Genomic DNA, 22,943 nt, shown 5'->3' on the forward strand with positions numbered 1-22,943 from the left:
TATTTTTTTTATCTATTAAATATTGAGTAATTTTATGCCGTATTTACTGGAAAGCTCCTCATATTTTTGTTCGCATGCCTTATTATCGCCTATAGCACTGCTGCAATTCATCATTATATTAATAGTCTCTGTTACACTTTTATCGTTATGATATATTTCACAAAACTGCTTCACACTCTCATAAACACAATAATCCTTAGCTTCTCCGCATATATATATCTTATCAGCATTAGCTATATCGTAAACCCAAGAAGTATCATAGTTTTTTGTATACTCTGTAGGTACTTCAGGCCTTATTACACCATACATCTCACTGAATGAATCTTGCCCTTTTAATATTTTATTTATATAAACTCTTCTTGAAGTTTCAAAGAATAAAAGAATATTTGCAAGCTGTTTATCTATAAGCCAGCCGTCTGTAGCATATATACAATGATAAGGCCATATCATCAAATTCTGAGCATTCTTTTCTTTTAATGCTTTCACATAATTAATTTGTATCTCCTCATCATAAACAGGTATTATTTCATCATTCAAAATTTTTTCTAAAGTTATTTCTGTAAACGGAGCAACAGGCTTATCATTAAAATCATTCCACATAATAGAATGAAATATAGAATCATATCTGTGAGTATCCAAAGTAACATATATACTTGAAAGCCTTTCCATATTGTCGTATATGAATCTTATTATATTTTTAATATCATCAACGGCACCCTTTACAGGCAAAGCACCTTTCTCCATATCTATAAAATCTCTTTGAGGATCTACTATAAGAAGATTAATACTTTCATCTTCAAACTCTTTAATAACTTCATTACTGTATTCTAAAGCTATTTTATAAATATCCTGCTGATTGATAGGATTAACTTCTTTTCCTATAAAATCCTCATTTACTATTTTCTCATACGGTATTTTAACTGACATAAAAAATCCTCATTTAGTGCTTTTAAAATAGTATATAAAATTTTTATTTAAAGTAAATTATTTTTTTATATTATTTTTTATATATACTGAAACAAATATATTTTGTCAAAAATTATTTTATTATTTTTATTATTTGTTGGGACTAGCCCCCCGCTGTGCGTGCCTTCGGCAACCCACACTTCTTTTGTTGCCACAGGCGAAGCCCGCCTACGGCGAGAAGCAAAAAGGCTACATTTTGGCTTTAATTTTATGAATTACCTTACATTTAGGATAATTTTAGTATGATTTAGTATTAATTTTATACTTGCACTTTCGCAAAGCGTGCCGACGAAGTCCACCTATGATGTCGGCAGCAACTTTTTGCGGCGGGAAAAGTTGAATAAAAAATTGACAAACTTAAAAATTTTCAGTATAAACTAAATAAAAAAAGAGCCCCAATAATAGGGACTCTCTTTGCAAAAACAAAAATATGTTTAATAATCTACTATTTCTCGAAGGAAGTTTCCATTTCTATCAATATAAAGTCTCATACTATTTGCCATTCTCACTTCAAAAGTACCTATCTCTTTTACTTCTACATCTAATATTTGAACATTAGGATATTTTGCAGCAGCTGTATCCAAAACTACTTGAGGTACTTTGAAAGGAGTATAAAAATCCTGAACATATAATGGTGCATTTTTAGTATTTGCCGCAGGCTGATTATTATTGTTTAAATTTTGATTAGCAGTATTATTTTGATTAGGCATACCATTTGCTTTTATAGTCAATTCTTCGGCCGCCTTTATTAAAGCTTCAGCAGCTAGCTTGTAAGGATCATCTGACATGTTATTATTTGTTTGAGTATAAGCATTATAATCATATCCAGTATAATATCCGTTTTGATACTGATCCTGTGCAGTATTGTCATAAGCACTATAATAATTATTTTGATAAGTATTATCATAAGCATTATAGTCATTATAATAATTATTTTGTGCAGTACCATCATAACTTTCATTATATCCATTCTGATTTGCATTAGGGCTATAGTACGGACTGTTAGGATTTTTAGCTTCTCTTTCCAACATTTTCATCAATTCTTCATAAGGATTTACATAGCTTGCTGTATTATTATATGCTTGATTATTATAATTGTCATAACCGCTTTGATATGTATTTTGTGCAGTATTGTCATAACCGCCATAATAATTATTTTGGTATGGATCTTGATAAGTATTATCATAGCCATTATAATAATTATTTTGATATGGATTTTGTGCAGTACTACCTTCATTATAATAAGAATGAGCATTATAATTTTGAGAAGCCCAATTCATAGCATTCATAGTATCCTGATATGGATTTCCATGCATAGCATTATAATCATTATATTGTTCATAAAATCCAGGACTATAATAAATACTGTTAGGGTTATTTGCTTCCTCGGATAAAGTTCTCATAAACTCCTGATAATAATTATTATAGTAGTTATTTGCAGGAATATTATTATTCTGATATGCATTATAATTATTCTGATTATTTTGATAGTTATAACCATTCTGATAATTATATGGATCATAATATTGAGCAAACAACATACCTGAAGATATTATCAAGGCAGGTATTGCTTTAAAAATTATTTTTCTCATAAACATATCCTTTTGTAAATATATTGTAAATTTAATATTTGATATATTTACATTATAATACATTTATAGCTAGATGTCAATTTTTTTTACAAAAAATTTTAATTAAATTTACATTTTTAAATTTAATTAGACTCAGTTAATTGACCTGATGTTACTGAATTATCTTCATTTACTATATTAAGCTCAAGCATATTATTATTGAATGTAAAAGTATATTTTTTTAATCCTGTAAAATTTATTTCAGCACTGTAGCTATTATCAGAATTTTTAATAATAATTTCTTTAGATAATTCTACATCCTCTGGATTAGAACCTCCATAATATGTTACTGAACCTTTTACAGAACCATCATTATTAATTGTGAATGTAGCTCTTCCATCTTCAATGCCGTTTTGATGTTTTCTATTTATTGCCCCAGAATATTTTCCTTGATATTTTGAGTCTATGCCGCTTCCTGTTTTTGTAATATCATTAGAACAAGATGCCAAAAATATTATCATCAAAGTTAAAGAAATTGTTTTTAATAATGTTTTCATTTTTTATCCTTTTATTATTTAATATTTATAAATATAATAAAAAAATATTTTATATTGAAAAAATTAAGCATTATTATATGATACTAAAAATTATAATACAAAGGAAATATATAAATGAAAGCATTGATTATTACAGATAATTTTTTTGAGGATTCAGAATTATTTTATCCATACTTCAGACTTGTAGAGGAAGGCATTGAAGTTGATATAGCAGCTTTAAATAAAGGCGAGATTAAAGGAGAATATTTTTTCAAAGTTGAAGCAAAATTAGATTTCTCAGAAGTAGACCCTTCAAATTATAAAGCATTAATAATACCCGGCGGAAGAGCACCTGAAGCTATAAGAGGAAATGAAAACGTAAAGAAAATAATTAAATACTTTGTTGATAATAATCTTACTATAGGAGCTATTTGTCATGGACAGCAAACTTTAATATCAGCAAAAGTATTAGAAGGAAAAGATGCTACTTGCTATATAGGCATAAGAGATGATTTGATGAATGCCAAAGCTAATTATAAAGATGAAAAAGTTGTGGTATGCGGAAATATTATAACTTCAAGATGTCCTGATGATTTACCATATTTCGCTAAAGAGATAATAAAAAAATTAAAATAATATAAAGATATTTAAAAAACCTCATACTTATAAAAGCATGAGGTTTATATATTTGATTGATCTAATTTATAAATAGATTAATATTCTTTCCAATTACCAGTACCATTTAATTTTAAACTTAATTTAATTCCATCTTTATTAACAAATGCATAGTTACTATCTTCTATTTCGTATCCGTCTTTAAATTGTAATGTTATAGTGAAATCAGCTGTTTTGCCATCTCCGCTTATTGGTGAAGTTTTAGCAGAAGGACTGTATTTTAAATTATCATCTGTTATTTTCCAAAATAATTCTGCTGCTTCTTGAGCTTTATAAGTTCCGCCATTATCTCCTGTTGAAGTTATTGTTGAGCCTGATTGATTTAACTGGAAACTATTTAAATCAAAACTAGCATCACCTCCACTAATAGTAATTGTTCCGCCATTAGCTTTTTTTATGATATTTTCTATATCAGTTTTTGTTACATTCTTTATCACTAATATTTTTATTGGTACTGTAACTACAGCTTCTTTATTTTTTAACTTCTCATTATCTGATGTGAATGTAATATCAACATTGTATATATATTCTGTTGCAGCTGTAAGATTAGCATTTTTTACTTTATTAATACCTGACTGAGTTAATGTTAAAACAGATTCAGTAAGATCGGTTATTGTACTATCAATAGTAAAATCTGAAATATCTAATACTAAAGAAGATGCATTATCTTTTTTTACATCTGTTATTCTAGCTTGTGCTTCTTTTACTATTCCAGGTGTCATAGAAAATTCTAGTGATGATGCTTTAGAAACTTTAGTCTTATCTGAAGACACATTTATTCTATCATAATTTGGTGCAGTACTAACTGTGGATAAATATACTTTAAAATCATAAGTATCATCCATAATAGGTGGGTTTGTAACAGTATTTGCATCATTTCCGCAGCTTACCGCAAATAATACTGCTGTAAAACAAACAGCAATTTTAATAATGGCTTTTTTCATTTTTTATTCTCCTAATTTTTTATAACAAATGAAGTTTTTATTCTTCAGTTAGTTATTCATTATTATTTGAGTTGGGATTATTAATAATCAAATATTCTTTGTAGTATGATACCCTATACATATACTCAAGAGCATTTATAAAATGTTCCTCTAAATATTTTTCATCGTATTTAAAATCTTCTGATTCTTTTACTTTGATGTAATACATGATTGCTTTGTATATAGTTTTATAATTGGCATCAAAAAATATTTTTCTCTCCCTTTTTTCTTCCTCCTGAAATTTTCTTTCTTTTTCTTCCATTTTTTTCAATTTTTCTTCATCTTCTTCGCTATAAATAATTTCCTGATTATAAATAAAGAAAGAATTATTTATAAATATATCCTCATACCTTTTTACATCTTTCAATTCTTCAAAAGTTTTCAAAAAGTCAATTACTTCTTTATTAGAGTTTACTGAAATATCATCAATGCATTTATGTTCTTCAGCAATTTTTAGCATTAAATTGAATTCATCAATATAATTTCTAAATTCAATATCATTACTATTTAAATACTCTTTTAATAATTCATAATTCAAACAAGATAATTTCACTATACAAGAATGCAGAGAATTAAGTATATCTTTGTAAGATTTTATACTGTAAAGATTAAAAAAGTATAAAGTTTCGGCTATATAGAAAGATGTATTTATATCATCTATAATAGAAGCTATATTGTAGATTTTATTATTGCTGTACTTTTTACTTTCTAAATTAGAAAATACAATTTCTTCTCCGCCCTCAACTATATCATAATCAATTCTAAATCTTATGAATGAACATAAGAATTTTAGAAAATCATAATTAAATAAAATTAAACTCACATAATGCTGTCCGTCATTTAAAATAGATTTGAATTTATTTTCATTGTCAAAATAGTTTTCATGACTCAAATTATGCATTCTGTACATTTTAGAATTATCATCTGAATATAGTTCAGAAAATAAGTCTTTTAATTCATTCTTCATTTCATTGTACTTATCTATACATAATTTTATCACTTCATTATATTGGTACTCTATGTATTCTTCTAAGCCTATAAACAAACAGTCAAACTTTATATCCATTTTAAGATATAAATATTTGATCCTATGTACGAAATGATAAAACATCTTATCAAAATATATAGCATCATTAGAAAAATATTCTGATAATGATAAATGTTCTTCCATTTCCGGATCTAGTATTATACTAATAGAACTAATATAACTATCTCTTAATACACTATCATGCTGCAAAACATAATATAAGCAGAATATATGTTCTATTATTTTAGATAAAGAAATTTCTTCAAGATATTTAAAATTATCTATCCTTTTTGTTAATTCAGTATAGTTCAAATGCTTAACAGATTCTTCTATCAACTTTATTTTATTTAAAGTGATCTTCTTTACTAAAGATTTATTTATATTTTCTTTATTATCATTACTGAAAAAAATATCTGCTATATCTTTTAAATTTAATTTCATATTTTCAAGTTCAGATATTTTTTCAAGCACAGGAAGATGATACATAGAATAAAGCACTTTGTTAGAAGGCTTTTTATCTTCTTCAAAAATGCTATCATGAACTTTGTAGGCTGGAAGTATACAGTTTTTATTATCATCATAATAGTTTTGCATTCTTTTTATGAGTTTATCTTTCTTGATAGGAAGTTTATCAAATATATTATCTTTAATACTAGAAATATCTATGATGCCGTCATTTGAAAAACAGTTTATTATATCAAATTGTAAATGGCTTCTTAAATAGCTGTATATATCTGCAAAAACTCCTATTTCAAAAAATAATATTGTATCTTTATAATTTGTCATTATGCCTTTTATATCTTCTTTAATCGATCCTATATCTATAAAATTATATACAAATGTATTATCATCTGTTTTTGAAATTTTTACTCTTTCAACATTGTAAGGCTTATCATGTAATTTATTTCCTGATATTTTAGAAACTATATAGCACTCTTTACATTTTGATATCAATGTTTTTAATGAAGGAAGTATATATGGATATTTTGCTTTTTCATCTGAAATACTATAATACTTTATATTATACTTTCTATCCGATATATTTATGCTTTCTTTTTTCATAAAATATTTCCTTGCAATAGATACTTTCTGATTATAACAGAATTATAAAAAATAATTTCCTATGTCTTCCGAAAGACAGTATTAATTTTTGTAATTTTTTTGAAAAATACGAATTTTTATAACTAAAATATATTAATACAGTATACATATTAATATTATATAACGCACGGTAAATAGACAATATAATAATATAAATTTAATTTTTTATTTTCACTGTATAATTATACATTTTTTATCGTGCGGTAAGCTAACTATAAAATTAAAAAAATCTTGGGCGGGTGCTATATCAACTAATTTAAATAAAAAGAAAAATAAAAGCAAAAATGAATAATTAAGCAGAAAGTATAAAGGGCGGGCAAGTGTAATTAAATTTTAAAACTTTATTTACATACCCCACCCTATAGATTTTCTGCTTTATTATAAATTTATAATATCATTTATCTTACCGCTTAATACATAAAATATGGCTGCCAACCCAAGTTGTTATTGGATTTAAAATCTATTCAACGCACGGTCAATCAACTATTCTTTATAATTAAAATTTTATTATTTAACTTATTTATATTTTTTATTTAGCTTAGCGTGCGTGAAATTAATTCAAAAATCAACTTTACTTATAATGACTTATAATTTTTGATTTTTATATGGAGGTATTATTTTTTATATAAAAGAATATCTATCAAATAAAATTATGAGCAAAAATTATGAATATAAAATTTGATATACTAAAACCTTTTGAAAAATGGGCAAATACTGAAAAGAGATTGAAAATAGCTTATGGAGGACGAGGAGGTGGAAAAAGTGAATCCATAGCAAGAATATTGATAGCTAAAAGTTTTGAAAAAAGCGGAGTAATACTATGCTCAAGAGAAATACAAAAATCAATATCCTACTCAACCTACCCTCTTTTAATAAGTATCATAAAAGAATTGAAATTAGAAAAGTTTTTTAATATAAAAAGAAATGAAATCATTAATAAAATTACAAACTGCAAATTTATATTTTTAGGTATTAGAGAATGTTCTATAGAGGAAATTAAATCTATTTATAATGTGAGAATATGCTTTATAGAAGAAGCCCAAACTCTCACTCAAAGAAGCTACGAAATATTAGAGCCTTCAATAAGAGCTGAAAAAAGTGAAATATGGATAGCATTTAATCCTAGATTTGAAACAGATTTTATTTATCAAACAGTAAGTAAATTTAATTTGGAAAATAAATTCTATACAGATAAAAATAATAATAAATATAATTATCAAGAATATGAAGATAATAATATTTTAATTACATTTATAAATTATGATGGTAATTATTATTTCAGTGATATATTAAATAAATCAAGACTTTCTACTTTAAAACTCATGCCTAAAATGTATGATCATATTTGGCTTGGAAAAATAAAAAATAAACAAGGTAAAATTTTCTTATATTCAAAATTAAAATTCTATGATGATAATTTAAAAGAAAATATAAATAAAATCAATTCATCAGAACATAAAGCAGTGGTAGATCCCGCATTCGGTGAATATAATTGTTTTACTTCAGCAATAATATATACACAAATAGGAGAAGATATTTATTTAATAGACTCCGGACTTATAAGAAATGATTCCAACTCCACTACAGATGAAAGCATAATAAATTTTCTATCAAATAAAAACATAAAAAAAATATTATGCGAATCAAATTTTGCACAAAAAGAATTGGTAAAAAGATTAGAAAAACATTTTGAAGTTACTCCGTTTTATGTGCATAAAAATAAGGCAGAGAGAATTGTAAATGCAAGCTATTTAATATACGATAAAGTTTATTTTCCAAAGAGCTGGCAGAAAGTACCAGAAGGCTCCGATACAGATAAATGGCTTAAAACTAATAATGGACGAGGTTATATAGCTTTAAGGCAGCTGCTTAATTTCGATGATTCACTTGTTGGAAGCAGTATTAAAGGAGATGCATTTAGTTATTTAGATTTTCCGGATGCTTTATCTAGTTTAATATTCTTTGGTATTGAAGAAATAATAAATGAAGAAAATGATGATAAAATGAATTTAGTTAATGCTATTTTCGGAGAATAGAATTTTATTTAGCTTAAATTTAAAAACTTTCATTTAATCCCCGCCCTTTTATCTTTATTGCTATTTTATGAATTTCAATATTAATCATCTTTATAGTTTAATTAGAATTTTTAGCACCCGCCCAAACTTTATTTAAAAAATTGAATTTCTTTAACGCACGGTTAGTAAAATTTAAAAATATAATAAAATCTGCATTTCAAATAAATTTATATTTTTAGTTTCGCTCTGCGTGCGTGTAAATAAGCAGCAAATTTAAAAAAATTTTGGGTGGGTTACTATAATTACAGTGAAAACTAAAAAGAAAAATTATACAAAAATAACAGTTAATAATTAAAAGCCTAAAGGGTGGGAAGTGAGAATAATTTTTAAAAACTTATTTTCATTCCCCGCCCTTTATTCTTTATTACTAAATTTATAATTTTAGTATTAATTATCTTTATAGTTTAATTAGAATTTTTAGCACCCACCCAAGCGTTTTTTAAATTTAGAATATATGCACCGCACGGATAACGCATTTTTATTTATTATTTTAATTAGAGTAAAAAATAAGCGTAAGTTTAAAACTTTATTCTGCGTGCGTTAAATAAAAAGGGAAGCATTAATAAAAATACTTCCCCAAAAATAAAAACAATTATTAAAATATAATCAATTATTTACCAAAAACAGCCTCGTAATCTTTTTTGAATTTTTCTATACCTTGATCAGTTAAAGGGTGTTTAGTCATTTGAAGTATAACACTGTATGGAACAGTAGCAATATCAGCACCAGCTAAAGCACATTCAGTAACATGTATAGGATGTCTTACGCTTGCAGAAATAATTTCAGTCTCTATTGCATGAGTAGCAAAAATTTCTGAAATAGTTCTTATAAGTTCAAGTCCGTCCATTGATATATCATCAAGTCTTCCAATGAAAGGAGAAACATAAGTAGCACCAGCTCTTGCAGCAAGTAATGCCTGATTAGCAGAGAATATTAAAGTAACATTAGTTTTAATTCCTTCTTTAGCAAGAACCTTTACAGCTTTTAAACCTTCATCAGTCATAGGAATTTTAACTACCATGTTTTTATGTATTTTAGCTATTTCTCTAGCCTCTGCAATCATGTCTTCAGCTTTAACAGTAGTAGCTTTAACTTCACCAGATATAGGACCGTCAACTATAGTAGTAATTTCTTCTATAGTTTTTTTGAAATCCCTTCCTTCTTTAGCTATTAAAGATGGGTTTGTAGTAACTCCGCAAATTACACCCATATCATTAGCTTTTTTAATCTCATCAACATTTGCTGTATCTATAAAAAATTTCATTAAAAAATCCCCTTAATAAATTTTTGCGTTATTATATATCTTAAATAATATTTTATCAATATATATTATTTAAGAATAATATAATCAAAAATTAACCTTATCAGGATGATGTCCGGAACCGCCGCAATATTCCATAGCATTAATTGTTTTCATATCCTCATCGCTTATAACAAAATCAAAAATTTCAGTATTCTCTTTTATACGTGAAGCAGTTACAGATTTAGGCAAAGGCAAAGTATTATTCTGTAAACACCATCTTATACAAATTTGGGCTACAGATTTATTATATTTAGAAGCTACTATCTTTAATGTTTCATTATCAAGCATCTTGCCTGTACCAAGAGGACTCCATGCCTCTACCAATATATTATTATCATTACAGTATTTGAAAGTTTCTTCCTGCATAAAACCGGGATGAAACTCTATTTGATCAACCATAGGCTTAACTTCTGTTTCCATCAATGATTTCAAATGATGAGGCATGAAATTTGAAACTCCTATTGATTTTATTTTACCAGCTTTATAAAGTTCTGTCATAGCTCTCCAAGTTTCTAAATTAATATTATCCCAATCATTGAATTTATTTACCGATGCAGGCCAATGAATAAGATATAAATCTAAATAATCAATCTGTAAATCATTAATAGTTTTTTCAAAAGCAGCTAATGTTGTTTTGTATCCTCTATCCTTATTCCAAACCTTACTTGTTATAAAAAGTTCATTTCTGTTTATGCCGCTTTCTTTAATAGCTTTTCCTATACTCTTTTCATTTCCGTAAATTGCCGCAGTATCAATATGTTTGTATCCTGACTTTATAGCTTCTATTACAGAGTTAACAGCAGTTTCACCATCAGGAGTCTGCCAAGTACCAAATCCTATACATGGAATCTTATAACCATTATTTAAAGTGAATGTATCTTTCAAACTATCAAACATGTATTTTACTCCTAAGTAATTTTTTATTGACTAATAGTGTATTGAATAATAATATATTAAAAATAGATTTATTTAAATATTTTTATTATGTATAATTAATAATCATATTAAAATATTAAATTAAGGGATAGTTTATGAATATAGTTTGTTTAGGCGACAGCACCACTTACGGATATATGGTTGGAAGGAATAAGGTTTGGACTAAAATTTTAAATGATAAATTTCATAAAGAAAATAAAAATATTAAATTTATAAATAAAGGTATTAATGGCGATATGATTTCCGGTATGCTTGTTCGTTTTGATATGGACTGCATAAAAGAAAATGCTGACACTGTTATTTTGATGGGCGGAGTTAATGATATATTCACTTGTAAGCCTTTAGAAAAAATAGAAAATAATTTTATAAATATAATAAACAAAGCTTTAGAAAATAATATTGATATAATTGTTTTTACTCCTATAACTTTTGTCAAAGAGGCTTTCAGCTTTTTTGAATCTAATAATATAGAAGAATTTGAAAATATTCTAAAAGAGTATGTTAATTTTATAAATGATTATACTTCTAAAAACAATATTAAAAGTATAGATGTTTATGATTTATTTACTAATAAAATTTTAAAAGAAAATAATTATTATGATATATTCTTTGATGGTGTTCATTTAAGTGAAAACGGACATAGTGTATTTGCTTCAGAAATTTATAAAGAATTAAATAAATATTTATAATTTTTATTTTTTATTTAAAAATTCATTAAATATATTAAAAAATTCTATATGCTTATTTATATTATCTGAAGCATCATCATTTTTTAATTCTTTTTCCATTTCAATATATGAATTAATTAAATTAAGTCCAAAATAGGCTTCTATATTATCAGGATCTTCTTCTATAGATTTTTCATAATATTCTAATGCCTCTTTATATTCTCCAATTTCCTCTTTCTCTTTTGCCAATTCTAAATATTTTAATGAAGTATTTTCATTTGATTTTTTCATAAATAATATAACCTATTTTCAATTTTTAATTAAAAATTTACTAAATAAATCATATATTATAATTGAATTTTTTTCAAAAAAGGTATAGAACTAATGCAATTATTTTTAAGAGTTTATTTATGTCTAATATAGATAATATAGATAATAATGTAAGTAATGTTTCAGAAAATAAATTACTAGCCATAATTGCTTTAGTGCTTCTTAGTTTTGCATTAGGTACAAGCGAGTTTATAGTTATAGGAGTATTAACGGAAATAGCCGAAGGTTTTAATATTACAGAGGTTAAAGCAGGCGGACTTGTATCTATGTTTGCCCTAGCCTATTCAATATGTACCCCATTTTCAGCAGCTTTTGCAGGTAAATTTAATAGATTTCATTTTATAATATTTGCAAGCATACTATTTATAGCAGGAAATTTCTTATGTTCATTAGCCTCAAATTATACATTCCTTCTTATTATAAGAATGTTTATAGCTATAATATCAGGAGCATTAATATCAGTTTCAATATCATTCAGTCCTTATATATCAACAAAAGATAAAAGACCTATGGTTGTAGCTTGGATTTATTCAGGATTCAGTATAGCTTCAATATTCGGTGTCCCTATAGGCACAAGCATAAGTTATTATTTCGGATGGCGTGCTTCTTTTATATTTATCTCTATTTTCAGTGCTGTTATGCTTGTTTTAATGTTCGCTACTCTTCCAAAAAACACACCTACTCATAAAGTTAAACTATTAGGACAATTTATATTATTCAAAGATACTAGATTCATATTAAGCACTTTCACAATACTTTTTGGTGCCGCTTCTTCTTATGTGCTTTATACATATTTAAAGCCTATTTTCCTTGACTATATTCATATACCTAATAAATATATAAGTGCCGCATTATTAGTTTTCGGAGTTACAGTTCTTTTCAGTAATCTTCTTTCTGGAAAATTAGCAGAGCATAATGGAGTATATAGATTAAGATATGTATTTATGATGCAGTTTATATGTATGATAGTATTGCCTTTTGCACTTCTTAATGCTATAAGTTCTTCTATTGTTATATTAATAATAGGATTTTTAATGTACTTAATGAACTCGCCTGTTCAATTAAACATTTTGGACTTTACAGAGAGAGAATACCCCTCTTGTTTAACATTAGCTTCATCAAATAATTCATTTTCTTTCAACTTTGGTATAGCTTTAGGTTCTTTTGTAGGAAGTACCATATTTGATAATTTTGGCATAAGATGGGTAGGATTTGGAGGAGCTGTATTATCAACACTGGCTTTTCTTTGCATTGTCTATCTTTATAAAATCAATAGCAAAACAAATAATGTATGATATGTACAATACTATAAACAGAAATATTTACTTATAAATAGATATACATGGTATTTGTATTTTTTACGATATTAAGTCTTTTTTATTTTTAAATATCATTAATTCATAGAAATAAACATGTTTATAGTATAGCATAGTATATGTATATTTATAACAATTTCATAAATAATGTTAATATTCATATAACGATTTTTTATTTAAAAAAATATAAAAATTCTTTTTTTTCATATTTTTATATATTTAGTCAATAAAAATTTCTATACTAGTTAACATGAAAACAAAATTTTAAGGAGGATATATGGATTTAAAAAATTCAAAAACAGCGGAAAATTTAAAAACTGCTTTTATGGGGGAAGCTATGGCTAGGTGCAAATATATGTACTATGCTGAAAAAGCTAGAGAAGATGGAATGGAAAATCTAGCATTAGCCTATGAAAAAGCTTCGAGAAATGAGCAGGAACATGGTAAATTATGGTTTGAAAGATACCATGGAATTTTATCAAAAGATGAAAATTTAAGAGATGCTATTGCAGGTGAAACTTATGAATCTGAGGATATGTATTTAAAATTTGCAAAAACTGCTAAAGATGAAGGATTCACAGATATAGCTATGCTTTTTGAACATGTTGCTAAAATAGAAGAAGGACATAAAAAGATGTTTGAGCAGTACCTAGATGGAAGCAACACTAATCTTGATAAATGGCAATGTCCAAAATGCGGATATGTACACAAAGATTCTAAAGCACCTAAAAGATGTCCTGTATGCGAACAATACAGAGTTGGGGGAAGTAATTAATTTTTAATATATTTGGTTATAAAAATTAGTTATTAATTTATTATTATTTTTTATGTATGGAGGTTAATCTTATGTATAGTAAAAAAGCTGAATTTTTAGCTGAATTAATAGGTTCTTTCTTTCTAATTTTATTGGGATGCGGAGTTGTTGCTTCAGTATTAATAGGAAATAACGGAGCTCCAGTTAATATTCATATAGCTTGGGGACTTGCTGTTATGTTTGGTGCTTATGTATCCGGTAAAATAAGCGGTGCTCATTTAAATCCCGCTCTTACTTTAGCATTAGCCGTTACAGGCAGATTTCCTTGGAATAAAGTATGGTATTATGTTATAGCTCAGATGATAGGATGTTTCCTTGGTGCAGCTGTAGTATTTGCTGTTTATTATGCTAAATGGATAGAAGTAGACCCTACATTAAGTACTACAGCAGGAGTATTTACAACTTTCCCAGCTGTTCCAGGATTCTTACCAGGTTTTATAGACCAGGTAGTAGGAACATTTATACTTGTATTCTTAATTCTTACAACAGGTGATGCTAATAATACACCAGCAGGTTCTAATTTAGGATACTTAATAGTTGGACTTATAATAGTTGTTATAGGTATGTCATTTGGATTTATGCATGGTTATGCTATAAACCCAGCTAGAGATTTAGGCCCTAGACTTTTTGCTGTTGTTGCAGGATTTAAAAATAATGGACTTACAGATGGAACTAATATATGGATAGTTCCTATAATAGGACCTATAGTAGGTGCTGTTTTAGGTGCTGTTTTATATGATTTCACAATAGGAAAGTCATTGGCTAAAGATAAACTTCAATAAATAGTTTATAGATTATTATTTTTTAATTTAATTATAAAGGAGTTTTAATTATGTCAAAATATGTAGTTGCAATAGATCAAGGTACAACAAGCAGCAGAGCCATAGTATTTGATTATGATCAAAATATGGTATCAGTTGCTCAGAAAGAGTTTACACAAATTTATCCTCATGAAGGCTGGGTTGAACATAATGCTGCTGAAATATGGGCTACTCAGTTCGGTGTATTACAGGAAGCTATACAGATTGCAGGTGTTAAGCCTGAAGAAATAGCTGCTATTGGTATAACTAACCAAAGAGAAACTACTGTAGTATGGGATAAAAATACAGGAGAACCTATTTATAATGCTATAGTTTGGCAATGTAGAAGAACTGCTCCTATCTGTGATGAATTGAAACAAAAAGGTCTTGATACATACATAAGAGAAAATACTGGATTAGTTGTTGATGCTTATTTCTCAGGTACTAAAATAAAATGGATACTTGATAATGTTCCTGGTGCTAGAGAAAAAGCTAATAAAGGCGATTTGCTTTTTGGTACTATAGATACTTGGCTTGTATGGAAACTTACTGGTGGTAAAGTTCATGTTACTGACTATACTAATGCATCAAGAACTATGATATATAATATTAAAGACTTAAAATGGGATGAAAACATTTTAAGAGAATTAAATATACCTATGAGTATGCTTCCGGAAGTAAAAGATTCTTCTTGCGTTTATGGATATGCTCATATTAATGGTAAAGAAGTTCCTATATCAGGTATAGCAGGAGACCAGCAGTCTGCTTTATTTGGACAAGCTGGATTCAATAAGGGTGATACTAAAAATACTTATGGCACAGGAAGCTTCATTCTTATGAATGTTGGTGAAAACTTTATATTAAGCAAAAACGGATTAATTACTACTATAGGTATTGGATATAAAGGAAAAATTGAATATGCTTTGGAAGGTTCTGTATTTATAGCTGGTGCCGTTATACAATGGGTAAGAGATGAATTAAGACTTCTTCATGATGCTAAAGATACAGAATATTTTGCTACAAAAGTAAAAGATACTAACGGTGTTTATTTAGTACCTGCATTCGTTGGTCTTGGTGCTCCTTATTGGGATATGTATGCTAGAGGCTGTTTAGTAGGTATTACCAGAGGAGTTAATAGAAGCCATATAATAAGAGCTGCTGAAGAAGCTATTGCTTATCAGAGTAAAGATGTTATTGATGCTATGGTTGCTGACAGCGGTGTTAAACTTGCTTCATTAAAAGTTGACGGCGGAGCATGCAGAGATAATTTCTTAATGCAGTTCCAATCTGACATCATCAATACAAAAGTTCTTCGTCCTCAAATCACTGAAACTACTGCTTTGGGTGCTGCTTATTTGGCAGGTCTTGCTGTAGGATTCTGGAAGGATAAAGATGAGATTGCTAACAGATGGAAGTTAGAGAGAGAATTCACTCCTTCTATTTCTGAAGAAGAAAGAAAGAAAAAATATATGGGCTGGAAAAAAGCTGTTGAGAGATCAAGAGGCTGGGCTTTATAATTTGTCATTTAAATGTTATGCATATTAATATTTTATTCAATTAAGATATTAATATGCATATATATTCTTGTTTTTTGAAATTAATTTTAATATGCTGCAATTTTATTAAGAAATTGTTTTATTTATTATAAAGAGTTTAGAGTTTTAAAATTTTATTGTATAAAAAATTTAGAGGAAATATATATTATGTATGATATATTGATTATAGGAGCAGGAGTTTCAGGCACTTCTTCAGCCAGAGAATTAGCCAGATACAAAGCTAATATATGTGTTGTTGAAAGAGGCGAAGATGTTTGTTCCGGAACTTCAAAATCCAATAGCGGAATAGTGCATGCAGGTTTTGATGCTGCAAATGGTTCTCTTATGGCTAAATTAAATGTTTTAGGCAATAAGATGATGCCAAAAATAGCAAAAGACCTTGATGTGCCTTTCAAACAAAATGGTTCATTGGTTGTTTGTACTAATGAAGAGGATATGCCTAATTTACAGGCTATATATGACAGAGGAATAAAAAATGGAGTTGAAGGACTTCAAATATTAAACAGAGAAGAAGTTCATAAAAAAGAGCCTAATCTTAATGATAATGTATGTGCTGCCTTATATGCACCTACAGGCGGTATAGTTGATCCTTTCATTTTAAATATAGCTTATGCTGAAAATGCTCATGCTAATGGAGTTGAGTTCAAGTTTGATACTGAAGTAATTAATATTAAAAAACTTGATGATGGAACTTTTGAAGTAGAAACTAATAATGGCACTATAAAAACAAAATATGTTGTAAATGCTGCTGGTGTTTATGCTGATAAATTCCATAACATGATGAGTAAAAACAAAATACATATTACTCCTAGAAGAGGCGATTATATATTACTTGATAAGGAAGTTGATAATCTTGTAACTTCTACAATATTTGCATTGCCTACTAAATTGGGTAAAGGTATTTTAGTTACTCCTACAGCTCATGGCAATATAATGCTTGGACCTACTGCTATTGATATAGAAGATAAAGAGGGATTAAATACTACTGCTGAAGGTCTTGCTCAGATTATAGAGAAATCTAAAATGACAGTTAAAAATATTCCTTATAATAAAGTTATTACTTCATTCTGCGGACTTCGCCCTCATGAAGATAATCATGAATTTATTATAAAAGAACTTGAAGACTGTGAAGGATTCTTTGATTGTGCCGGTATAGAATCTCCTGGACTTGTTTCTTCTCCTGCCATAGGAGTTATGGTTGCTGATATAGTAAGTAAAAAAGGAAATTTTGAGAAGAAAGAAAACTTTATAGAAACTAGAAAAGGAATCACACATTTCAATGCTCTTTCTAATGAAGAGAAAAATAAACTTATAAAAGAAAATCCTTTATACGGACATATAATTTGCAGATGTGAAAAGGTAACAGAAGGTGAAATAGTAGAAGCTATAAAAAGCCCTATAGGAGCTAAATCTATTGACGGAGTAAAAAGAAGAGTAAGAGCAGGACTTGGAAGATGTCAGGGCGGTTTCTGTTCTCCTAAGATTATAGAGATATTAGCTAGAGAACTTAATGTTTCTCCTTTAACTATTACAAAATGTGGAAAAGGTTCTGAAATAGTTATTGGTTATGACAAGGAAACTTTTTGATTTAGAGTTTGTTAGTATTAAATTAAAAACAATATAATTATTTGTTTTGATTTAAGGAGTAAAAATGGAATCTTATGATGTTGTTGTTATAGGCGGAGGACCTGCCGGACTTGCCGCTGCCATTTCTGCTAAAGAAAATGGAATAGATAATTTACTTATGTTGGAAAGAGATGCCGTACTTGGAGGCATACTCAATCAATGCATACATAATGGTTTTGGACTTCATAGATTTGGTGAGGAGCTTACAGGACCTGAATATGCTTATAGATTTATAGAAAAAGTTGTTGATTTAAATATCAATTATAAACTTAATACTATGGTTTTGGATATTGTACTTAATAATGACAAAACTAAAAAGATTATTTATATAAACAAAGAAGAAGGTTTAGTTGAGATCAATGCCAAAGCTGTAATACTTGCTATGGGATGCCGTGAACGTTCAAGAGGAGCTTTGAATATACCGGGATTTAGACCTGCCGGAATATTTTCTGCCGGAGCTGCCCAGCATTTAGTTAATATAGAAGGATATATGCCCGGAAAAGAAGTTGTAATACTTGGTTCTGGTGATATAGGACTTATTATGGCTAGAAGAATGACTTTTGAAGGTGCTAAAGTTAAAGTAGTAGCTGAAATACTTCCTTTCTCCGGAGGACTTAAAAGAAATATAGTTCAATGTTTGGACGATTTCGGAATACCTCTTAAACTTAGTCATACAGTTATAGATATTAAAGGAAAAGAAAGACTTGAAGGCGTTACTATAGCAAAAGTCGATGAGAATATGAAGCCTATTAAAGGTACTGAAGAATATTATTCCTGCGATACTTTGCTTTTATCTGTTGGGCTTATTCCCGAAAATGAGCTTTCAAAAGAGATAGGCGTTCAAATTAACCCTATCACTTCAGGTGCTATAGTTAATGAAAGTTTAGAAACTAATATTGACGGAGTATTCTCTTGCGGTAATGTTCTTCATGTTCATGACTTAGTAGACTTTGTATCTGAAGAAGCTGAAACTGCAGGAAAGAGTGCCGCTGCTTATGTTCTTAAAAACAAAAGAAGAGACGACAGCAACTCTATTTCTTTAAAAGGTTCTAATGGAGTAAGATATACTGTTCCTTCTATGATTAATACTGACAATGTAGATGATCATGTAATGGTAAGATTCAGAGTAGCAAATATATTTCAGAATAAATTCTTGAATGTTTATTTTGACGGTGAGAGAGTAATACATAAAAAGCATTTGATATTTGCTCCGGGTGAAATGGAAACTGTAAAACTTGATAAAGCTATGCTTTCAAAAGAAGGCTTAAAGAATATTGAGTTTAAGATAGAAGATAATTAAAAGAGTTTTGATTATTAAATCTAATTGAGGTTAATTAATGAGTAAAACTATAAGATTGATTTATCCGCAGTGGCAGGGCGGAATTATATCTGATTGGATAAAGGAATTAAATCCTGAAGATTCTTCAAGAGGTTATTATCTTGGGGCAAAACTTCTTAGCATACTTGCACCTCAAAATGATAATCATGAAACTTTAGAAGTTCCTGTTTCTTTGGATATAAAAAACAGAGAAATAAAAAATGGTATTATGGATTATGATTTTATAGTATCTCAAACTAAAAATGCCTTAGATATTTTAAGCAAAAATAATCCCGATAAAATAATCACTTTTGGAGGCGAATGTTCTGTTAGTGTAGTGCCTTTCACATATTTAAATAAAAAATATGATAATGATGCTGCTTTAATTTGGATAGATGCTCATCCTGATATTACTTTGCCTGAAGATAATACTTATGCAGGATATCATGCTATGGCTGTTAGTGCTTGTATGGGTAATGTTGATAAAAATATAAGCTATATACTTCCAAGCAAAATTTCAGCTGATAGAATATTATTTGTAGGGCTTAGAGATTGGGAAAGAGATGAGATAAAAAAACGTCAAGAGGAATACGGCATAACTCATTTTGCTCCTGAAGCTATTTCTTCATCAAGTGAATCTGTAATAGAATGGCTAAAAAAATCTAATGCTTCTAAGGTTTTGATACATTTTGATTTAGATGTGCTTGATCCTAATGAGATAATAGCTGCTGTCGGTGTTTCTCCGAACGGAATGAAGATAAATGAAGCAGTGAGAATAATAAATGATATTGCCAAAGAAAAGGAAATTGTTGGCTTTACTATAGCGGAACATATGCCAAGAATTGAGATAATGCTTAAAAATATGATGGCAGATTTGAGTTTATTTAATGAGCTCAATAACTAAAAAATAACAAACAATAATAAATATATAAGGAAGTAATTAAAATGGAAAAAAAAGAATTAACTTGTATATGCTGTCCTATGGGCTGTGCTTTGTCTGTAGAGTTAGAGGGCAGTAATGTTTTAAGTGTAAGCGGAAACACTTGCAAAAGGGGCGACACTTATGCCAAAGATGAAGTTGTTCGTCCTGTAAGAATGGTTACTTCTATAGTAAAAGTAAAAAACGGAAAATTAAAAATGCTTCCAGTAAAAACTAAAGAGCCTATAGACAAATCAAAAATCAATGAATGTCTTGAGGCTTTAAAAACTGTAGAAGTTAAAGCACCTATTCATATAGGGGATATTGTTGTTCAAAATGCTGCTGGGGTTAATATAGTTGCTACTAGAAATGTAGAGGCTGTTTAAGCTTATTACTAAATATCATTAAATTTTAAAAGGCATTGTTTATATAAAGCAGTGCCTTTTTATTTGTCTTTATTTATTTTTTATAGTATATTATTATCATAACAATAACTATTTGGAGTAGTATATGGACAAAGATTTCAAACAACAATTTGATAAAGTAAAACATCTGCTTGTACCTAGTTTTGATTTGGATAAGCCTTTTAGAGATAAAAAATTTAATGATACAGAACTTGATATATTAGATATAGGAGAAGTTAATTTATCATCAGGAAAAATAATTGCCTGCGATCCTTTAGCATATATGTATGATGATCAAGTATCTCCATTCATTCAAACTGTAAAGCCTAATAAATATAAAGTTTCGCTTCTTATAATAAAAGATGAAGAGAGAATTTCCATAGCTAAAATTTCTTTCTCTGATAAAGAACCTAAAAGATATGAACTTGCCGTTACAGGAGAAGAAGATTTATCTGAAGTAGAAGAAGGAGAGTTTTTCGGATATCCTGTGGATGCTGGTATGGGTTGTTTTTGCGATTATGATGCAGCTAAAAAATATTTTGAATATGAAAACAAACTTGAAGAGGAAAGCGGAGGAGATTTTGATAACAGATACGATGATTTATTTTCCGACCTATTAGAAGATAATGCCAAAAAGAACCCTAAATATCAATCTGAATATGGTGATTGGCTTAATTGGAATGTACCTGAAAGCGATTCTAATATAGTATTATTTACAAGCGGTTATGGTGATGGTTATTATCCTTCCTATTTTGCTTATGATGAAAATGACAATATATGTGCTTTATATACTATATTCATAGATTTAAACGATGAAGAAGATGAAGACTCTGATGATGAATAATTTTGGGTGTATATAATTAAAATTTTAAAAAAATCTTGGGTGGGCATCTAAAAAATCTAATTTGATAATAAAAAAAATTAAAGTTTATATTACAGATAGAAACTTTAAATATAGAGGGTGGGCAAATGTAATTAAGTTTTAAAACTTTAATTACATACCCGCCCTTTATCTTTTGTTATTTAAATTAATAATGTTACTTTTATTATCTTTACTGCTTAATTAGAAATTTTAGCACCCACCCTAGTTGTATTTAAATTTAAGACTTATTTACCGCACGAAGAATGATTTTATTAATATGAACTTAATTATTAATTCAAATTAAATTTATTATAAGAATGCATTTACCGTGCGTAGATGAGAGTTCTAAATTTAATTAATATTTTGTTTGAATTGTCATTGAGCTTAAAAACTGTAAATTAAGGCATATTATACCGAACGTATATTGAGCTTTGTATAATGAATGATATTGCTGTTCGGTAAGTCCGTACGACTAGTACCCAACCCAAGCTTTTATTAGATTAAAAATGTATTTTCCCGCACGTTAAACTAGATTAACAATATAATAAAAATTTGAATTGCAAATAAATCAATATATTTAGCTTTATTCTGCGTGCGTTGAGGATAATCTTAAATCTAATTAATGCTTGGGTGGGATTTAATTTTTCTGATTAATTTTTAATATAAATAAAATTCTTAATTGAAATTGAAGCCGTAAATTTTAAAGGGCGGGATTTAAAATAAGATAAAAAACATATTTAATAAAATTATAAAAATAGGAAATTTAGGATTTGATATACCACAAAATATAGAATTATTAAAAACTAAGTTTAATAATAACGATTAAGAATTAAATATATTTTGGTAAAAACTATATAACAAAAATATTTATTTATGTTATATATACTGAAAATTTTTAAGTTTGTCATTTTTTTATTCAACTTTTTCCCGCCGCACGCCACAGGCGGACTTCGTCAAAGAACCATACGAAGTACGCCTCACGGTGAAAGTGCAAGTATAAAATTAGTGTTAAACAATACTAATTTTATATGTGAAATAAATTAGTAAATATGATTTCATTTATAAAATTGATATCTAGTACAAGTATAGTATTAAAATAAATTTTATATAATAAAAAACGCCTGCACTTCTAAGAATAAAAGTGCAGGCTAAGGTCT

20 protein-coding genes are annotated in these 22,943 nt (G+C 27.9%); 12 read left to right on the forward strand and 8 right to left on the reverse strand.

Annotation, left to right across the window (positions count from 1 at the left end; translation table 11 throughout):
- Window positions 1-15 precede the first annotated feature (15 nt).
- The 3 genes from BINT_RS13430 to BINT_RS13440 all read right to left on the reverse strand — a co-directional run bounded on the left by BINT_RS13430 (window position 16) and on the right by BINT_RS13440 (window position 3,094).
- Window positions 16-927: a cysteine hydrolase family protein gene (locus tag BINT_RS13430; RefSeq protein ID WP_014489111.1), complete on the reverse strand. Its 912-nt coding sequence runs from the start codon at window positions 925-927 to the stop codon at window positions 16-18.
- 473 nt (window positions 928-1,400) lie between these two features.
- Window positions 1,401-2,558 carry a hypothetical protein gene (locus BINT_RS13435; protein ID WP_041177501.1) on the reverse strand — a complete coding sequence of 386 codons (1,158 nt, stop codon included), beginning with the start codon at window positions 2,556-2,558 and terminating at the stop codon, window positions 1,401-1,403.
- Between the two features lie 122 nt (window positions 2,559-2,680).
- Window positions 2,681-3,094 (reverse strand): hypothetical protein, encoded by a 414-nt coding sequence (locus tag BINT_RS13440; RefSeq protein WP_014489113.1) that lies wholly within the window; start codon window positions 3,092-3,094, stop codon window positions 2,681-2,683.
- 114 nt (window positions 3,095-3,208) lie between these two features.
- On the opposite strand from BINT_RS13440, the gene BINT_RS13445 reads away from it, so the two are divergent.
- Window positions 3,209-3,709 carry a type 1 glutamine amidotransferase domain-containing protein gene (locus BINT_RS13445; RefSeq protein ID WP_014489114.1) on the forward strand — a complete coding sequence of 167 codons (501 nt, stop codon included), beginning with the start codon at window positions 3,209-3,211 and terminating at the stop codon, window positions 3,707-3,709.
- A gap of 77 nt (window positions 3,710-3,786) precedes the next feature.
- Here BINT_RS13445 and BINT_RS13450 read toward each other — a convergent pair whose 3' ends face one another.
- Window positions 3,787-4,692 (reverse strand): hypothetical protein, encoded by a 906-nt coding sequence (locus BINT_RS13450; RefSeq protein WP_014489115.1) that lies wholly within the window; start codon window positions 4,690-4,692, stop codon window positions 3,787-3,789.
- Window positions 4,693-4,744: 52 nt separating this feature from the next.
- Window positions 4,745-6,820 carry a hypothetical protein gene (locus BINT_RS13455; protein ID WP_014489116.1) on the reverse strand — a complete coding sequence of 692 codons (2,076 nt, stop codon included), beginning with the start codon at window positions 6,818-6,820 and terminating at the stop codon, window positions 4,745-4,747.
- A gap of 704 nt (window positions 6,821-7,524) precedes the next feature.
- On the opposite strand from BINT_RS13455, the gene BINT_RS13460 reads away from it, so the two are divergent.
- Window positions 7,525-8,895, forward strand: coding sequence for a phage terminase large subunit (locus BINT_RS13460; protein WP_014489117.1), 1,371 nt, complete (start codon window positions 7,525-7,527; stop codon window positions 8,893-8,895).
- A gap of 649 nt (window positions 8,896-9,544) precedes the next feature.
- Here BINT_RS13460 and fsa read toward each other — a convergent pair.
- Window positions 9,545-10,198 (reverse strand): fructose-6-phosphate aldolase, encoded by a 654-nt coding sequence (gene fsa, locus BINT_RS13465; protein WP_014489118.1) that lies wholly within the window; start codon window positions 10,196-10,198, stop codon window positions 9,545-9,547.
- A gap of 84 nt (window positions 10,199-10,282) precedes the next feature.
- Window positions 10,283-11,134, reverse strand: a complete 852-nt coding sequence (locus BINT_RS13470; RefSeq protein ID WP_014489119.1) for an aldo/keto reductase — start codon at window positions 11,132-11,134, stop codon at window positions 10,283-10,285.
- 134 nt (window positions 11,135-11,268) lie between these two features.
- Between BINT_RS13470 and BINT_RS13475 the strand changes: the two genes are divergently transcribed.
- Window positions 11,269-11,862 carry a GDSL-type esterase/lipase family protein gene (locus BINT_RS13475; RefSeq protein WP_014489120.1) on the forward strand — a complete coding sequence of 198 codons (594 nt, stop codon included), beginning with the start codon at window positions 11,269-11,271 and terminating at the stop codon, window positions 11,860-11,862.
- A 3-nt stretch (window positions 11,863-11,865) separates the two neighbouring features.
- Here BINT_RS13475 and BINT_RS13480 read toward each other — a convergent pair whose 3' ends face one another.
- Window positions 11,866-12,132, reverse strand: coding sequence for a tetratricopeptide repeat protein (locus tag BINT_RS13480; protein WP_014489121.1), 267 nt, complete (start codon window positions 12,130-12,132; stop codon window positions 11,866-11,868).
- Window positions 12,133-12,251: 119 nt separating this feature from the next.
- Between BINT_RS13480 and BINT_RS13485 the strand changes: the two genes are divergently transcribed.
- From BINT_RS13485 to BINT_RS13525, 9 genes are all read left to right on the forward strand, one after another.
- On the forward strand, window positions 12,252-13,466 hold the full coding sequence (locus tag BINT_RS13485) for an MFS transporter (protein ID WP_014489122.1): 1,215 nt from the start codon (window positions 12,252-12,254) through the stop codon (window positions 13,464-13,466).
- Between the two features lie 298 nt (window positions 13,467-13,764).
- Window positions 13,765-14,262, forward strand: a complete 498-nt coding sequence (locus BINT_RS13490) for a rubrerythrin family protein (RefSeq protein ID WP_014489123.1) — start codon at window positions 13,765-13,767, stop codon at window positions 14,260-14,262.
- 71 nt (window positions 14,263-14,333) lie between these two features.
- Window positions 14,334-15,083, forward strand: coding sequence for an MIP/aquaporin family protein (locus tag BINT_RS13495; protein ID WP_041177502.1), 750 nt, complete (start codon window positions 14,334-14,336; stop codon window positions 15,081-15,083).
- Window positions 15,084-15,133: 50 nt separating this feature from the next.
- Window positions 15,134-16,618: a glycerol kinase GlpK gene (gene glpK / locus BINT_RS13500; RefSeq protein WP_014489125.1), complete on the forward strand. Its 1,485-nt coding sequence runs from the start codon at window positions 15,134-15,136 to the stop codon at window positions 16,616-16,618.
- A 186-nt stretch (window positions 16,619-16,804) separates the two neighbouring features.
- Window positions 16,805-18,244, forward strand: coding sequence for an NAD(P)/FAD-dependent oxidoreductase (locus BINT_RS13505; protein WP_014489126.1), 1,440 nt, complete (start codon window positions 16,805-16,807; stop codon window positions 18,242-18,244).
- Between the two features lie 64 nt (window positions 18,245-18,308).
- Window positions 18,309-19,583, forward strand: coding sequence for an NAD(P)/FAD-dependent oxidoreductase (locus BINT_RS13510; RefSeq protein WP_014489127.1), 1,275 nt, complete (start codon window positions 18,309-18,311; stop codon window positions 19,581-19,583).
- A gap of 37 nt (window positions 19,584-19,620) precedes the next feature.
- Window positions 19,621-20,505, forward strand: a complete 885-nt coding sequence (locus BINT_RS13515) for an arginase family protein (protein ID WP_014489128.1) — start codon at window positions 19,621-19,623, stop codon at window positions 20,503-20,505.
- 41 nt (window positions 20,506-20,546) lie between these two features.
- A complete protein-coding gene (locus BINT_RS13520; RefSeq protein ID WP_014489129.1) occupies window positions 20,547-20,906 on the forward strand; it encodes a DUF1667 domain-containing protein in 360 nt (119 codons plus the stop codon).
- A 124-nt stretch (window positions 20,907-21,030) separates the two neighbouring features.
- Window positions 21,031-21,768, forward strand: coding sequence for a DUF4241 domain-containing protein (locus tag BINT_RS13525; protein ID WP_014489130.1), 738 nt, complete (start codon window positions 21,031-21,033; stop codon window positions 21,766-21,768).
- Window positions 21,769-22,943: the final 1,175 nt, after the last annotated feature.

It is taken from the genome of Brachyspira intermedia PWS/A (assembly GCF_000223215.1).
GTDB classification, from domain to species: domain Bacteria; phylum Spirochaetota; class Brachyspiria; order Brachyspirales; family Brachyspiraceae; genus Brachyspira; species Brachyspira intermedia.